The sequence below is a fragment of the Rania fehmarnensis genome (assembly GCF_056494185.1).
Map to the genome: position 1 here is coordinate 1,344,251 of NZ_CM151398.1, position 15,720 is coordinate 1,359,970.

Annotated in this window: 11 protein-coding genes; 6 read left to right on the forward strand and 5 right to left on the reverse strand. The window is 54.9% G+C overall.

The genetic code is table 11. The features are described from left to right. Positions 1-29: 29 nt before the first annotated feature. The 4 genes from SH573x_RS04200 to SH573x_RS04215 are packed head-to-tail and all read right to left on the reverse strand — an operon-like array spanning position 30 to position 3,882. On the reverse strand, positions 30-1,619 hold the full coding sequence (locus SH573x_RS04200) for a Ppx/GppA phosphatase family protein (RefSeq protein ID WP_479353079.1): 1,590 nt from the start codon (positions 1,617-1,619) through the stop codon (positions 30-32). Between the two features lie 8 nt (positions 1,620-1,627). Continuing rightward, entirely contained in the window at positions 1,628-2,518 is an 891-nt protein-coding gene (locus SH573x_RS04205; RefSeq protein ID WP_479353080.1) for an esterase/lipase family protein, read from the reverse strand. After that, positions 2,515-3,171, reverse strand: a complete 657-nt coding sequence (locus SH573x_RS04210) for an HAD family hydrolase (RefSeq protein ID WP_479353081.1) — start codon at positions 3,169-3,171, stop codon at positions 2,515-2,517. Before SH573x_RS04210 ends, SH573x_RS04205 begins: the two co-directional genes overlap by 4 nt. A gap of 54 nt (positions 3,172-3,225) precedes the next feature. Then, positions 3,226-3,882, reverse strand: a complete 657-nt coding sequence (locus SH573x_RS04215) for a 3-keto-disaccharide hydrolase (RefSeq protein ID WP_479353082.1) — start codon at positions 3,880-3,882, stop codon at positions 3,226-3,228. A gap of 308 nt (positions 3,883-4,190) precedes the next feature. On the opposite strand from SH573x_RS04215, the gene ilvD reads away from it, so the two are divergent. After that, positions 4,191-5,861, forward strand: coding sequence for a dihydroxy-acid dehydratase (ilvD, locus tag SH573x_RS04220; protein ID WP_479356646.1), 1,671 nt, complete (start codon positions 4,191-4,193; stop codon positions 5,859-5,861). A gap of 42 nt (positions 5,862-5,903) precedes the next feature. Here ilvD and SH573x_RS04225 read toward each other — a convergent pair whose 3' ends face one another. Continuing rightward, positions 5,904-8,084: a S8 family serine peptidase gene (locus SH573x_RS04225; protein ID WP_479353083.1), complete on the reverse strand. Its 2,181-nt coding sequence runs from the start codon at positions 8,082-8,084 to the stop codon at positions 5,904-5,906. A 282-nt stretch (positions 8,085-8,366) separates the two neighbouring features. Here SH573x_RS04225 and SH573x_RS04230 point away from each other — a divergent pair, with 282 nt between their 5' ends. The 5 genes from SH573x_RS04230 to SH573x_RS04250 all read left to right on the forward strand — a co-directional run bounded on the left by SH573x_RS04230 (position 8,367) and on the right by SH573x_RS04250 (position 15,714). After that, positions 8,367-11,015: a dockerin type I domain-containing protein gene (locus SH573x_RS04230; protein ID WP_479353084.1), complete on the forward strand. Its 2,649-nt coding sequence runs from the start codon at positions 8,367-8,369 to the stop codon at positions 11,013-11,015. 114 nt (positions 11,016-11,129) lie between these two features. Then, positions 11,130-11,678 (forward strand): RNA polymerase sigma factor, encoded by a 549-nt coding sequence (locus tag SH573x_RS04235; RefSeq protein ID WP_479353085.1) that lies wholly within the window; start codon positions 11,130-11,132, stop codon positions 11,676-11,678. Beyond that, positions 11,675-12,208: a hypothetical protein gene (locus tag SH573x_RS04240; RefSeq protein ID WP_479353086.1), complete on the forward strand. Its 534-nt coding sequence runs from the start codon at positions 11,675-11,677 to the stop codon at positions 12,206-12,208. The genes SH573x_RS04235 and SH573x_RS04240 overlap by 4 nt, the downstream gene beginning before the upstream one ends. A gap of 44 nt (positions 12,209-12,252) precedes the next feature. Continuing rightward, the gene (locus tag SH573x_RS04245; RefSeq protein WP_479353087.1) at positions 12,253-12,879 is read left to right on the forward strand and encodes a hypothetical protein; all 627 of its coding nucleotides are present in this window, start codon (positions 12,253-12,255) and stop codon (positions 12,877-12,879) included. A 6-nt stretch (positions 12,880-12,885) separates the two neighbouring features. Further along, positions 12,886-15,714: a DUF1549 domain-containing protein gene (locus SH573x_RS04250; protein WP_479353088.1), complete on the forward strand. Its 2,829-nt coding sequence runs from the start codon at positions 12,886-12,888 to the stop codon at positions 15,712-15,714. Positions 15,715-15,720: the final 6 nt, after the last annotated feature.

A 15,720-nucleotide genomic window follows, 5' to 3' on the forward strand; every position in this document is an offset into this window, starting at 1 on the left:
GGAGACCCGAACTCGGCCGCCGCAGAGTCTTACAGACTGCGGCGGAGTGAGCGAATTTGCACGGGGTAACCGAAGATTTCTTCAAACAGGTTGCCGGTCTGACGCAGTGCCAATTGCTCTAGCGAAACATCGTCCACACCCGTGGCGATGATGATCAGGCGATTGTTTTCAATTCGGCACTTGATGCTGCTAATGCGTTGGCTGCGCGATTCATCCAAAGCGATCGCCAGTCGCAAGATAGCTGCTAACTTCGATACCGCCACACGGTCTTGACGATCGAGGTTGGCATAGCCTTCATGATCGGGCTGAGGGCTGCTGCGGCGATGGTAACGAGCGACCAGTGCAACTAACAGCACATCGCGGCGGCTAAGCCCAAAAAGCTCGCTGTTGCGAATCAAATACATCGCATGCTTGTGATTGCTGCGTACGTTAATGTACAGTCCGATCTCATGCAGGAGCGCAGCTAGATACAGCAACAACTCCATGCGTGATTCGAGTTGATGCTCGGCCTGCAATTCAGCAAACAACTTGCGCGCCAGGTCGGCGATGTGCCGCGCATGCTTGGCATCAAAGTCAAACTTTCTGCCCAAGCTAATGGCCGAGCGCACAATTTGGTTGCGAAAGTCAGCCGTCCACATATCGCGCAGCGCCAAGTCTTGCAGCAATCCATCGCGCAGGTTCGTATCGGCGATTCGCAGTGTTTCCGCTCGAAAGCCACGCGCCAGCAGCACATAACTCAGCAGTGCTGGTCCGATCGTCTCGGCATCTTGGAAACTGACTCCATAACGCTGCACAATTTCATCATCGCTCATGCGCAACATCTGGCGCGCGAAGTCGTTCAGGGCGCTGACGCTGATTTGACCCAGCGAACCGCTCGTCCAATCGGTGAGCAAATGGTTGGCTGCGAACCGCACATCGCCGCCGATGCCAATGACCTGTAGCGGAGTATCGCTCGGCACATGCTCGCAAATCTGCTCGACGACGCGTTGAATCTGGCTCTCCATGATGGCACGCTGTTTGGCCAGTGGCGCATCGAACTTCTCGAGCGTTTCCAGGAGGCGCAAAGAACCTAACCGATAAGTGTTCGAAAACAAGACGTTGCCGGCCCGAACGACCAAGACCTCGGTACTGCCGCCGCCGACCTCGACGATGACGGTTCGATCGCTCGAAAGTTTAGGATCGACTTTCAACAGAGGTTGAATGCCCATGTAGGTGATGCGGTTCACTTCGGCTTCATCCAGCGGTTCGACTACCATGCCCGTGGCAATGAAGATGCGATCCAGGAACGCCAACCGGTTCATGGCTTCACGCACCGCGCTGGTCGCCACCACTCGCATTTGCTCTGGACGCGTGATCCCAAACTCGGCTAGCAGTTTGCGATAGCTCTTCAGGACACGTACGCAGTCTTCGATGGATTGCTTGCGCACGCGCCGCTGCGTGAATGTGTCTTTGCCCAGCGAAACGGCCTGGGAGAGCGTTTCCAAAATGCGGATACTCCCGGCTGCATCGATCTCGGCAATCGCCATGCGAATACTGGTAGCGCCGATGTCGATGACCGCGACTGCGCGTTTTTCGTTCTCAGTCGTATTGGAAGTTCGAACGGTCGGCGCGGAAGACATGTCGTTCCTTAAGCGTGGTTGACCGAAGTAAAATGACCTGTGCGAAGAAAGTTTAACGTAGCTTGCTGAACGCGACGACTGGCCATCAACCAGGTATGGCCCACCGGCACCGTCATGAAATCCGCCGCTCCCGCCAATCGTGTCTCCTCGACGCTCACAATCACATCGCTAGGGCCGCGAACCAGTGGATGAATCGAATCCAACCATGGTACGCTGCCTGCAATGATCCCAAACGGACACGGCGGGACGGCAAGTTCACTGGCGAAAACTTTCCAATCTCTTCCCACCTGCATAAAAGGCTGGCCGTTAAACCAGGCAAGTGGCACCAGGCCTTTCAGTTTCAGGGCGATCTGCGAACCTTGATTGGGTGGTCCGAGCATGACCATGCGGCCAATTTTGGGCAACTGGGCTAGCCCCTCTTCCGCCAGTTTGAAGGCACGGCGCGCGACAATGTTGCCCAGACTGTGACCAATAAAGTGCACTTCACTCGCATCTGCAGCATAACTCAAAAACTCGACCAACCATTTGGCGTGGGTTATCACGGGTGCACAAGTACTGGCGTACTGAAAATTGATTACTTCGGCTTCCGGCCACTGGTCATGCAGATATCGAGCCAGCGGCAGCATGGTCCAGGCATTTCTCGCCATACCATGCAGCAGGAGAATGACTGGACCGGTCGGCAGTTCTAGCTTCTCCACCTCACGCAGTTCATCGAGTCTGCGCTGGCATGTCTCGCGCGAGCCGACCACCAAGCGGCGACCGCGCCGATCCAACAGGCGATAAGGCTGCTGCGTGTAGTGCACCTGCAAGCGATAGCCTCGCAGATACGCACAGTCGGTCCACAAGTAAATACCAGGTACGCTCGCTGGCGCAAGTCGCTTGTGGAGCGGCGAAGTCATACCCGAGATCCGCGTCCATCTGGTTCCACTTGCAACTCAAGCCCCAACCAGGGCCCCAATTCCGCCACCAATGGTTCCACGGTTCGAAACTGGTGAGTCGCCCAACCGCGAGTCGCGGCCGCCGCGATATTGTCCGCTCGATCGTCCGTGAAGAACAGCAATTCTGGGGTTCGACCGGCCCGCTGTTCGCTCACTTTGTAAATGCCGGCATCCGGTTTCATACTGCGAGCTTCGTAACTGAGGACATAAAAGTCAAACCAACCAGCCAGGACCGGCCAGTTCTGCTTGAGCAGCCATAGCCAGTGGGGCTGACAAGTATTGGACAAGACCGCCATCGGTACGCCAGCGCGCTTGAGTTGTTCCAGCACCACGATGATGGCATCGTTGGGTGTGAAGATCGCGCTGATGGCATCCAAGAACTCCCCTTCGCTCAACTGGCAAGCCAGTTTGCTGGTGACGCGTTGTGAGAACTCGCTGGGAGTAATGTGACCGGTTTCGAGTTCATCCTGCAGTCCGCTCGCGAAAATCGCTTCGCGCACGACTACTGCCTCGTGGCCGGTCAGACCTGCTACGTTGCGGACAGCAATGTCATGATCAAAGTGAACGAGAACGTTACCTAAATCGAAGTACACAAATTTGCGTGGATCGTGCATGAAGACGTGTTATCGTTGAAATTTGAATAGTGAGGTCGGGATCTTACTAGTTGGTTATAGCTTCTTGATGCGGATAGCGCGGTAAGAGGCTTCGGTGGGCGGACCGGAATGAATTTGTAAACCGATGATGCCCGTTTGGGGGATCTTATTATCCGCTTCCACATAATCGACCGTTGGGTGACCATTCAACTGAATCTGAATGCGTGGGCCCTGGCAGCGAACCGTCAAGTCGTTCCACTGGTTAACTTTGGTCCACTTGCCCACATCCTCTGTCGGACCCTCAGCCAGCATTTTGTTGCGGCGGGATTCATCGTACAGTGCGCCCCAGACACTACGTCCAAAAGCGGCTCCCACATCGCACTGGTAACCACTAACTTCATAGTGGTTCGGAACGCGTGTTGAGCGGATCTGAATGCCTGCGTTGTTGCCCTCGCCTTCCAGCTTCACTTGCAGTCGCAATTCAAAGTTGTCATACGTTTGCGCGGTGCATAGAAACTCGTTGTTGGGAATCTTGTCTTTCAGCGATCCAGCGATGATCGCTTGATTTTCGACGCGAAACCACTTGATATTTCCCTCCCAACCATCGACGGTCTTGCCATCAAAGAGCCAGGTAAAACCCTCTTCCAGCTTGGGTAACTCGGCTGGTGGCTCAGCCCCCGCCACGCTTGTCGTCAAGGCCAGTCCCAGCAGTAGGATCCATTGTCGAACCATGTTGTTCTCGCTTGTTGGTCTCAGAGGGTGGTCGCCCGAAGTGTTGAATATCTGCTCGCAAACGTCAGTTGGGTCTTTTATGAATACTTGCAGGTACACGGGCTGGAAGCCTATGCCACGTAAATCTACACAGGCTGGAAGCCTATGCCACAGTTGCCACACAGGCTGGAAGCCTATGCCACAGTTGCCACACAGGCTGGAAGCCTATGCCACAGTTGCCACACAGGCTGGAAGCCTATGCCACTTCCAGTTACGATTATGCTCTTCCCGCACTTACCCACACAACCCTCGATAGATTATCAACTGCTATGCTGAACAAATATTCTAGCCGTATTACCCAGCCCAAAAGCCAGGGGGCCTCGCAGGCCATGCTGTATGGCACGGGCATGACCTCCGAAGACATGAACAAGGCGCAAGTCGGGATCGCCAGTGTGTGGTATGAAGGCAATACCTGCAATATGCACCTGAATGACCTCTCGGCCGCCGTCAAAGAAGGCGTGCAAGCGGCGGGGCTGGTGGGCATGCGATTTAATACGATCGGCGTTAGCGATGGTATTTCGATGGGCACCGAGGGCATGAGCTACTCCTTGCAGTCGCGAGATCTGATTGCCGATTCGATCGAAACGGTAATGGGCGGCCAATGGTACGACGCACTAGTGGCTCTGCCCGGTTGTGACAAGAACATGCCGGGGTGTTTAATTGCCATGGGACGACTCAATCGTCCAGCCATCATGGTTTACGGTGGCACCATTCGTCCCGGTAAATGGAACGGTCATTCCTTGGATATCGTGTCGGCATTCCAATGTTATGGCCAATATCTTTCGGGCCAAATCAGCGACGAGGAGCGGGCTGAGATCGTGCGCCGTTCGTGCCCAGGAGCCGGCGCCTGCGGAGGCATGTACACCGCTAACACGATGGCCTCAGCCATCGAAGCTCTCGGAATGTCGCTGCCCTACAGCGGTTCCATTCCCGCAGAAGATCCAGCCAAGTTGGATGAATGCCGACGCGCCGGTCAGGCCATCTTGAACTTACTTGAAAAAGACATCAAGCCACGCGACATCATGACCAGGACGGCTTTCGAAAACGCCATGGTCGTTGTCATAGCGCTGGGTGGTTCGACCAACGCAGTGCTGCACTTGATCGCCATGGCGCGCAGCGTAGGTGTGCCCCTGACGATCGATGATTTTCAGGCTGTTAGCAATCGAGTGCCTTTCATTGCCGACCTCAAACCCAGCGGCAAGTTCGTGCAAGAAGATTTACATTCCGTCGGGGGCACACCTGCGGTCATGAAATACTTGCTGGAGAAGGGCTACATGGATGGCAGTTGCTTGACTGTTACCGGCCAGACTTTGGCTGAGAACGTCAAGGATTTGCCAGGCCTCAAGGCTGGCCAAAAGATTGTTCAGCCCGTGGAGCAGCCGATCAAGCCCACCGGTCATATTCAAATCTTGCGTGGCAATCTTGCGCCCGACGGTGCCGTGGCCAAGATCACGGGCAAAGAAGGCCTGGTGTTCGCCGGCCCGGCACGCTGTTTCGATAGCGAAGAGGACATGTTGGCCGCCCTGGAACAAAAGAAGATCCAAAAGGGCGATGTCATCGTCATTCGTTACGAAGGTCCGCAAGGCGGTCCAGGTATGCCTGAAATGTTGACGCCCACCTCAGCGATCATGGGCGCGGGATTGGGCAGCGACGTAGCTCTGCTGACCGATGGTCGCTTCTCCGGCGGTTCACACGGATTTATTGTTGGGCACATCACTCCCGAAGCTCAAATCGGTGGTCCGCTGGCCTTGGTCCGCGACGGCGAACAGATAACAATCGATGCCGAAAAGAATCGGCTCGATGTAGCAGTCACCGATGAAGAACTAGCGAGGCGCAGCGCCGCCTTCAAAGCCCCTGCCCTCAAAGCGACACGCGGGACCTTGTTCAAGTACATCAAGAATGTGAAGAGCGCCTCGGAAGGTTGCGTCACCGACGAGTAGCCGGGACACGCTATTTTTTATTCTCCCATCTTTAAACAGAGATTAGCGATTTAGGCGGCGCAGCCATTCTTGGATGGCCGCCGCTGCCCAACTGGCTAACGAAAACGAAGCGCTGCTGGTATTGCCGGTGGTACCAGATCCGGTGCTCGACGCCGATGTGGTTCCTGCAAATTGCAACTGCACGCTATTGAAGGTTCCCGAATCGACTCTCGCCAAATCGACAATTTCTAACGTCCACCGCCCGGCCGCGTTCTTGCCGTCAAAGGCGGATAGGGCTCGCTCGGGGCGGAATGTGCCATTGAGCGTAGAAGCCGAAGAGACCAAGGCCGAAGCTTCGTCATCAAAGGTGACTTGTAGATTGTCGCTCGAACCGCCGCGCCGATTGACCAGTAGCACGCTGGTGCCATCGGGTGCGATCAAGCGAATGCGCAGGTCGCTGACATAGGTATGATCTAGCGATAGTACCACGTTCAGGTCGCTAATCGCAAACGAATTAGTGACATCGATGGTGATTAGTGTCGCACTGACGCTCGTGCGAGTTGCATCTCGGATGGCGATCGGCCCGTTGCGCGTGTAATTCTGCGATGTGGTCGCAGCCAAAGTATAGGTCGCGGTGTAACGGTCTTGAACCGCTTCACCGGCTGTCGCGTCTCGATCTTGATTCAAACGGTTACCGGCTACATCTGTGAGCGTGGGTAATACGACGAGCGTATACGTACCTGCGGCCGTTTGATTGGCAAAGTTCAGTCTCCAAGTCGTCGCATTAATCTGTGTGACCGAAGTTATGGCAATGGAACCGCCCGGGCCACTGAGTGCGAAGGCCGACGGCAGGACCGTCGATGTGGCCAGGGCTTCGGAGAAAGTAACCGTGATGCTCGATAGGCCGCTACTAGTGGCGTTAAACACCGAACCGGTGACATAGGGCGAGGTTGTATCGCCGCCATCATTATTGGTACCTGCCAACGCCGCAGCCGCTTTACCCACATTCAATCGACCGTAGGTAGTTCGATTGGTAAGGACCGCATCGGTGTTGGACAAGACCAGGCTGGTTAGTTGTGCAGCAGTCAGCGTAGTCGACTGGCCCCATAGCAAGGCTAACGCACCGGCGACGTGGGGCGAAGCCATCGATGTGCCGCTGTAGCTGGCGTAGCGATTGCCGGGAATTGTACTGAGGATGCTCTGACCTGGCGCGGCGATATCGACGTTGGTACCGTAATTGGAAAAGCTGGCTAGCGTGTCAGAACTGGTTGATGCGGCTACCGAGATAACACCTGCATAGTTGGCTGGGTAACTGGCTCTCGTTGCATTGTTGGCGGCTTCATTTCCCGCTGCGGCTACGAAAATACCGCCAGCGTTTTGGAAGCGTTGAATGGCTGCTTGAAGAGCGCTGGAAAATCCGCCGCCACCCCAACTGGCATTGATGATCTTGGCTCCGTTGACGCGGGCGTAATCGATGGCCGCGACTGCATCGCTCAAGTTACCCGAGCCGGTGGAATCCATGAACTTGAGCGCCATGACTTTGACGCTCCATGCGATACCGGAAATGCCCAGGCTATTGTTGCCTACAGCCCCAATTGTGCCGGCCACGTGTGTGCCGTGACCGTTGTCGTCCATGGGGTTGTTGTTGTCACGCACAAAATTCCAGCCGCGCGTGTCATCGACGTAACCATTGTTGTCGTCATCGATGCCGTTGCCAGCCACCTCATCGGTGTTCGACCAAATGTTGGCGGCCAGATCGCTATGCGTGTAATCGATGCCCGTATCAATGACGGCTACGACGACCGAGGTCGACGTGCCATAGTCCCAAGCTTGAGCTGCATCGATGTCAGCATCCGCGCTGTTTTCTAACGCCCATTGGCTGGCGTAGTTTGTGTCATTGGGTGTGGCGGTAACAGAGACGCGGAAGTCGGGAGTGACCACTGCCACATGGCTCAGCGCTTCGAAGGCGGCCAAGGAATCGGTCAGACTCGCTCCGTTTTTCAGGGTTGCCTGATACCAGCCATCAGACGAAATCTGCTTCGTAATCGTAGCACCGGCCACGGAGGTCCCGATGGCCGAGCTGGCCGATGTGCCTTCGCGGAATTGAACCAAGAAGTGATCTTGCGAATAGATTGACTGATCCAGTTGCAGCAGGTCGGCAGCCATCAGGGCCCGCGACTCGAGCGACTCAAATCGTAATCGCCCATTGGCGCGTCGACGCTTAGTGGCGTGCTTACTCATCATCGATTCCGGGTCTCCTGGGGGGTGGTGGTTCCCGACTCGTAACGGAAGCCGTCAAGGCTTTCGGGCGGCGGCCCGAACACTGGAGGTGGTCCGCTACTAGGACGAATTGGCGCGGCGGATGTCACGGCAGCGGCATAATCGTAAAAATCCGTATACCATAGGGGAGAAAGCTCCGAACTGTGCCAGCCCAGCCGAGCCCGGGTTTCAGGGAACCATTGTGCCCGACTAGCATCTAACTAGGGTTCGGCGTTCGTGGCCAGGCGGCTTCTCCGGGACTAGTCCATGTTCAAATTTATTGCTCCGCTGACTTCCGCTAAGAGCAAAAATACGGGTGAATCCGGTGTGGGCCGAGGGTCTCGTTGCCTCTCGCGGAGTGAGAGAAAACTATCGCAACCTGAGTTGCTGGAGAGTCGCTGGGTGCAAGCTGCCATGCCCTTCGGCGCGACGCCCAATGATACGGGTGAGTTTCTGCTCGGACGAGTGGCTGTCACACCAGTTTTTCTGGAAAGCACTGGCCAGGTTGATGCTAGCACGGAAAACTGGAACCAGCCCCACAAAGATGCGGTGCTGGCCAAGATCAACGAAGCGTTTGAGTGGTGGGGCGATTTGCTGGCTACCCAGACCAGCGTTCACGATCTCGAGTTTGTGATCGATACGACCTATGTCGAAACACCTTCGCCGACAGCCTACGAGCCCATCAATCGCCGCTCGGACGACTATGCGCTCTGGTCCCAAGAATTCCTGATGCGAAATGGTTACGACCAGTTCAGCAGTCTGGAAGAGAACATGCGAGCCTTTAATCAAGCGCAGCGTTTGAAGGCCCAGGCCAACTGGTCGTTTACCATCTTCGTAGCCAACTCAGAAATCGAGACCGAAGGTACCTTTGCGCCGGGTGGTTCGTTCTCTCGCGCCTTTGCATTTGCTGGAGGCTTGTTCTTCGTCATACCCTCTACGCGTCCAGCCTCCACCTTTGCTCACGAAACAGGCCACATGTTTTGGGCGCGTGATGAGTATGCTGGCAGCGCGTCATACTACGCCCAGCGTGGCTACTACAATACGCAGAACACCAATGCATTCGACGGCAATCCCAATCCCAACTTCGTTCAAGCTCCAAGCATCATGTCTGCTGGAACTTCTCTGACGGATGCTTATTCGCAGATCATTAGTCCGACCAGTACCTTGGGTCAGTTGGGTTGGCAAGATTCCGATGGCGATGGTATCTTTGATGTGCTCGATGTGCCACTGGCCCTGGATGGTGTTGGCCGAGTCGATGTGACCACAGGCAGCTATAGATTCGTCGGTAGCGCCCAGGTGCAAACGCTACCCAACAAGAACACCTCGGGCCTGGGCAACGATATTACGCTCAATCGCATCAGTCGTATCGAAGCCAAAATCAACGATGGAGACTGGCTGGTCGTCGCGTCACCGGATGTTTATCAGGCCAGTTTGAATCTCTCGATACCATTGGCCGGAGTTCAAGCGGGCACCATTCAAATCCGGGCCATCGATGACCAGACGGGCATCACCAGCAATATCTTCGAAGGCGAAATCGGAGCCGTGCCCGATGTCACTCCAGTCGTGGGCATCAATGGGTTTATCTTCAACGATGAAAATGCTAACGGTTTGTTCGATGTTACCGAAGTGGGCATGGGCGGTCAGGCACTGCGCTTGGTCGATGCCAGCGGCTCAGCCATCACACTGGCCCGAGCGATCGAACCGGATTCGCAAGTTCCAGGCACCGTCGCTTCCAATGCCTATCCTAACGTAACGATCTCGGCCTTTGGCAACGACTCCAACGGTACCTTGGGTTCGGTGGCTGATGCCAATGCGACTACCGGCGCACGAGTGTTCAGGCCGTATAGTTTGAGCCGCGGCGGATTTGCTGAGACCTGGAACCCGCGACGCCGATTGCAAATCGACTTTGATGCGTCGACCAGCTATGTATCCGTGGATGTAATTGGATCGGGTGCGACTAGCTATGGTCGACTGGAGGCCTATGACATCGACGGCAATCTGCTGGCCCGTGCGACCAGTCAAGCGTTGCAAGCTGGCCAGGTTCAAAAGTTGGAGATTGGTCGCGATGCGCTCGATATCTCCTACATGATCGTATACGGTCATATGGAAACTGGGATCAAGATTGACAATATTCAATACGGCCCCAAAACTCAAACGACTTCTGATAGTTTCGGTCGCTACAGTTTCTCCAACTTGCCCATCGGTCAGTACAATGTCCAGGTCGTGCTGCCAACCATTAACTCCGTGATTACCACAGTCGGTGGCGCAACACAGGCCGTTCAATACTCATCCACTGCTTTAGAGCATGTCGACTACGGGATCAACTTTCAAAACACAGCCTGGCACAATGCTCAATTGCCGGCGGATGTTAACGCAGATGGACAGATCACGGCCATCGATGCCCTGCTGATTATCAATCTCTTAAATGTTAACACGCCATCGGATCTCAGCACCGCCGGTCTGTCGACTCCACCCTACGTCGATGTTTCCAACGATGCGTTTCTGACAGCCATCGATGCACTGCTGGTGATTAACGCCATCAACGGTGCTGGCGGCGAGGGCGAAGTCGCAGCGGCTGGTTCCATGTCGATCATTGCCGGTGGGTTCACGGCTGAAGGCGAAGCTTGCTTGCCGTTTGACAGTTCCAGCCCTGGGTCGGTCGAAGCATCGCCCTCAAACTCATCGTTGACTACAGCCGCCTTGATTCCAGAGGGGGAATTGGTCGGTCCGGTGGCTCCACCCGCGGCGGCTGCTAGCGGCCACGAAGAGTGTCCTATCGAGCAATTGGCGGTTGACCAAGCTCCGGCAGAGGACGATATTGTGCGTCGGCTATTGGCCAATCCTTGGTCCCTGCCCCAGCCCTGCCACTGCGCTGAATGCCTGGCGATAGAATTGACAGAGATGCGATTCTCTTAAGGCAGTTCTAAGCACGCGGCTACTTCCAAGAGCTTAGAATTCTTTTTCGCAGAAATGGTTATGGCTGTGAATAAACTCTTTCCCGGCGGACATATCTCCCGGGAACAGTAATCGGTGTCGGAAGGGTTGAACAAGGTGGCTGAGTCGGCTGAGCAGAGCTATTCAGACGACGAACCAGTTGCCGCTCTTCATAAAGAACTGGCTCCGATGCTGATTCGCCTGGCCCGCGCCATGCTTCGCGATCCGCTGTTGGCCGAAGATGCAGTCCAAGACGCTTTTTTGCTCTTGGCGACTCGCATCCATGAGATTCCTATCCCGCAGCGGGCAGGTTGGCTGGTGCGCACCGTGCAGTTGAGCGCCCTGAGCGTACGCCGCAGTCGCGGACGGCAAGCACAAATCCAACAGCGCTGGGCGGTTCGCGAGCACCCAAACGAATACGAAACTGGCCCGACTGCCGATAAGCAGTTGGAGCAAATAGAGGAACTTAATCGCGTGCGGATGGCGCTCAGCCAGTTGCCCAGCGAGCAGCAGTTGATAGTACGGATGCGGTTAGTTGAAGAGAAAACTTTTCAACAAATCGCAGACCAACTGCAATTGCCCTTGGGTACCGTGCTCTCGCGCATGCGGCTGGCAGTTGAGAAGTTGCGGAACCGTTTAACATGAGTCAACAACTAGAGTGGGACGCATATCGCTATGTGCTGGATGATCCGACTTTGGATCGCCAGGCATTCGAACAACGAATGCTGGATAATGTGTCACTAGCTATGGCTGTAGCCACAGCCATGGCGCACATCGAGCAGCTTCAAACTGCCAGCCTCTCGATCAATCCGCAGGCATCGGCTGCGGCCAGTCTGGCCATCGATCACAGTGACGCTTGGCATTGGCGAACTTTAGCCAGTCTGGCTGCCACGCTACTGCTGGCTAGTGGCCTGTCAGTCTATGCAATATCACGTTGGGACACCGAATCGCCAGATTCCAATCAAGTTTCCGATCCATTGGCAACAACTCAAAAGGCCATTGCACGCGAGTGGCTAGCCCTGAGTGAAACCGATAGCGGTGAGAGTCTGGTTACGGAAGTCGATCCATCCGAGAACTCTGTCAACCTGCCGTTAATTTCGGATCCAGTTGTCCAAGAAGAGGATTGGTTGATGGATGCGGCTCGCGAATTTTATGCCCAGGGAGCGGCCAGTTGATAAACGATCGCCAGACATCCCATGGTCTAGTAGGCTGTTCACTTGTGACACATCTGATTGTGCCGAATCGGTTGGTGCTGCTACTAGTTGTATGGCAATTGGCTGCGCTCTGCAGCGCGGTGCCAGCTTTAGCCAATGATCCCACACCGCACCCGTGGTCGGATCTGCCGCAAGACGCACCTGCAACAGTTCAGGCCAATGCGGCTGATGAGGATGTGCTGGCGTTTGTGCAGCAACATCAGCCTGAGCTCGCCAAGTTGATGAGCTTTCTGAAAAGCAAACAGCCGGCCGACTATCGGCAAGCGTTGCGTGAAAGTCGCAAGATGCGTGATCGATTATTGAATCTGCAAGAAAAAGATCCTGATTTGTACGAAGTTGAACTGGCACTTTGGAAGAACGCAGCTGAGTTGCGATTGCTGGCCGCCGCCGCATCTGCCAAGAATCAAAAACTGGGGGATGAAGATCGCGAAAAGTTGAAACAGCTTGTCACTCGCGAAAATGAATTATCCATCAAGCGTTTGACGCTCGAGAAGACTCGCATCGAAACCCGCTTGAGTCAGGTATCGCAACAACTGGGCCGGCGTCAGGAGCAGTCCGAGAACGTCATTTCCAAAGGTCTCAAGACCTGGGAAAACCGCATTGAACGTTCGGGTAATAAGTCTAAGAAATAACTTGCGATGACCATGAAACAATCCTCCATCATCTCGATAGCCCTGCTGGTATTGTGCGCTTCCCACTGGAGTGCTGCCGATGAGCCACTGCCTTCAATCCAGACGCGTTTTGCGCCCGACGCTTCGGGGCAATATACTGGCGACGAGCTGCCCAGTTTCCAGCGGCATGTCAGTCCCTTGCTGGGACGCTTGGGATGCAATGGCCGCGCGTGTCATGGTTCCTTCCAGGGCCGCGGTGATTTTCGATTGTCGCTGTTTGGTTTCGACTTCGCAGCCGATCACCAGGCCCTGTTGGAACATGGGCGTATCGATCGTGATAAGCCACTGGAGAGCCTGGTGCTCACCAAGCCTGTCGATGCCGATATGCACGAAGGTGGTCAGCGTTTTAAGTTGAATAGCTGGGAGTATTGGGTTCTGCGGAAGTGGATCGAAGCCAAAGCACCTTTCGAAAACAAACAAGTCGAACAGCTCGAGCATTTAGAAGTCCAGCCAACCAGTCTGGCTTTCAGAACCAAAGGCGCGACGCAACAATTGAAAGTCATCGCGCATTGGAAAACAGGTCGGGCGGAAGATGTTACCTGCTTGTGCCGTTTTCAATCCAACGATCCAGCGGTCGTGACCATCGACGAACAGGGATTAGTGACCGCCGGCGATGTAGGCGATTCTCACGTCGTTGTCTCCTATGACAACGGAGTTGTGCCCATCGAGGTTTTAAGGCCGTATTCTGAACTCGACGAATCAACTTATCCTAACATTGTTAGCACGACGCGAGTCGATGAACTGATCAATGACAAACTGCGTCGCCTGGGGATTGTGCCCTCAGAGTTGTCGACGGATGAAGAGTTTTTGCGGCGGGTTTCGCTGGATGTGACCGGTACGTTGCCCACGGCCGATGAAGTGCTGGCCTTTATGGCCGATACCAGTTCCGATAAGCGTGCACGTAAGATCGATGAACTGCTTGAGCGCCCAGGTTACGCAGCCCAGTGGGCTACTTTCTTCTGTGACATGACGGGCAATAACGATGACCAATTGCGCAACTTCTTACCCGTCCAGCGTGGTGATTTACCTTCCACTCAGTGGTATCAGTGGATTCATCAGCGGGTCCAGCAGAACATGCCCTACGACGATCTAGTCGAGGGCATTGTCACCGCCAAGAGTCGTTTGCCGGATGAATCGTATGCCGACTATTGTTCGGCCATGTCGCAAATATGCCAGGACACCACGGGTGAAAAATTTGCGGAGCGACCCGGACTGGTTCACTACTGGGTGCGACAGAACTTTCGCACGCCAGAGGAGAAAGCCATTGGCTTTGCCTACACCTTCCTGGGCGTTCGCATTCAATGTGCCCAGTGCCATAAACACCCGTTCGATCAATGGACCAAATCCGATTTCGAAAACTTCGAGCGCTTATTTGGTGGCATACAAGGTAATCAGAATTCCATGGCAGGCGATGCAAAGAAGCAAGCTGCGCAGATGGTCAGCCAGTTAGGTGTCGACAAGAGCTTGAAAGGCAACCAGCTGCGCAAAGAGTTGGCTCAGAAGCTGGCGGCTGGCCAGACGGTGCCCTTTCCAGAGTTGCTGGTCAACTCGAAAGCCGGCACAGCTGCAAAAGATAAAGACAAGAAAGCCAAGGAAAAGAAGAAGGCTGTTTCTACGCCAGCGCCTCAAGCCCGGCTGCTGGGTGCCGATTGGGTTACGCTGGATCAAGCAGACATACGCGGCAAGTTGATGGAGTGGTTGCGCTCGGCTGACAATCCATACTTTGCCAAAGCGCTGGTCAATCGGATCTGGGCTCACTACTTCGCGGTGGGCATCGTCAATCCATCGGACGATTTGAACCTGGCTAATGCTCCCTGCAATGCACCTCTGCTGGACTACTTGTCTAGTGGTTTTATCGAACATGACTTTGACCTGAAGTGGTTGCATCGGGAGATTCTCAACAGCCAGGCTTATCAGCGTAGTTGGATATCTAACGCGACCAATCATCTCGACAAACGCAACTTCAGCCATAGTTTGTTGCGACGCTTGCCAGCCGAAGCGGCTCATGATGCAGTGCTGATGGCGCTGGCCAATGATCAGCGTGCAGCGGAAGTCGTCAAGACTTCACGTTCGCGGGCCTTGGCAGTTGGCGGCGCTAGTGCTCAAGTCCGTGGTGGTGACACCAATTACGCGCTGAGTGTCTTTGGCCGCAGTGTGCGCGAGTCCAATTGCGATTGCGATCGATCGAATGAGCCAAGTTTGTTGCAGACAGTTTTCCTGCTGAATGATGCTGCGGTGCAAACCTGGCTGACCGATCCTAAACAGAGCTGGGTGGCATCGATTGCGAAAGAATATGGTTGGGCATACCAGCCTGCCGCCGAGGTCACTGGCAAAGATGGAAACAAACGCGAGCCAATGATCGTCAATGTCGAGCGAGCCGCTCAAGTTCAAACGCAATTGGAAAAGCAGCTCAAGCGAGTTTCGCAACGCTTGGAGGAAGCCATCGCTGCTGATCAACCAGAGCAGATCGAGACGCTGACCAAACGTAAGAAAGCACTTGAGACTCAACTCGCTGTTGCCCAAAAGCGGGCCACAAGCGTTGGTGATCAAGTCGACCAGTCCGCTACGCCCGCGAGCGATACACCTCAGGTGGTTACCAGCAGCGGTGCCATGACTGCCGAGCAAGCCCGACAGATAACGCAACGAGCCTATCTGCGTGCACTGTGCCGTCATCCCAACGCCGATGAAATGAATATCTCCGTCGACTTCTTGTGCAGTCAGGCTGATCCAGCTTCGGCCGTCGAAAGTCTGATCTGGGGTATCGTTAACACCAAAGAATTCATTCTCAATCACTAACAACGC

Bases quoted from the DNA above. Each gene is read 5' to 3' on its own strand.
- SH573x_RS04215 (WP_479353082.1), bottom strand. From the start codon at position 3,882: ATGGTTCGACAATGGATCCTACTGCTGGGACTGGCCTTGACGACAAGC.
- SH573x_RS04240 (WP_479353086.1), top strand. From the start codon at position 11,675: ATGAGTCAACAACTAGAGTGGGACGCATATCGCTATGTGCTGGATGAT.
- SH573x_RS04230 (WP_479353084.1), top strand. From the start codon at position 8,367: ATGTTCAAATTTATTGCTCCGCTGACTTCCGCTAAGAGCAAAAATACG.
- SH573x_RS04205 (WP_479353080.1), bottom strand. From the start codon at position 2,518: ATGACTTCGCCGCTCCACAAGCGACTTGCGCCAGCGAGCGTACCTGGT.
- ilvD (WP_479356646.1), top strand. From the start codon at position 4,191: ATGCTGAACAAATATTCTAGCCGTATTACCCAGCCCAAAAGCCAGGGG.
- SH573x_RS04210 (WP_479353081.1), bottom strand. From the start codon at position 3,171: ATGCACGATCCACGCAAATTTGTGTACTTCGATTTAGGTAACGTTCTC.
- SH573x_RS04250 (WP_479353088.1), top strand. From the start codon at position 12,886: ATGACCATGAAACAATCCTCCATCATCTCGATAGCCCTGCTGGTATTG.
- SH573x_RS04200 (WP_479353079.1), bottom strand. From the start codon at position 1,619: ATGTCTTCCGCGCCGACCGTTCGAACTTCCAATACGACTGAGAACGAA.
- SH573x_RS04225 (WP_479353083.1), bottom strand. From the start codon at position 8,084: ATGATGAGTAAGCACGCCACTAAGCGTCGACGCGCCAATGGGCGATTA.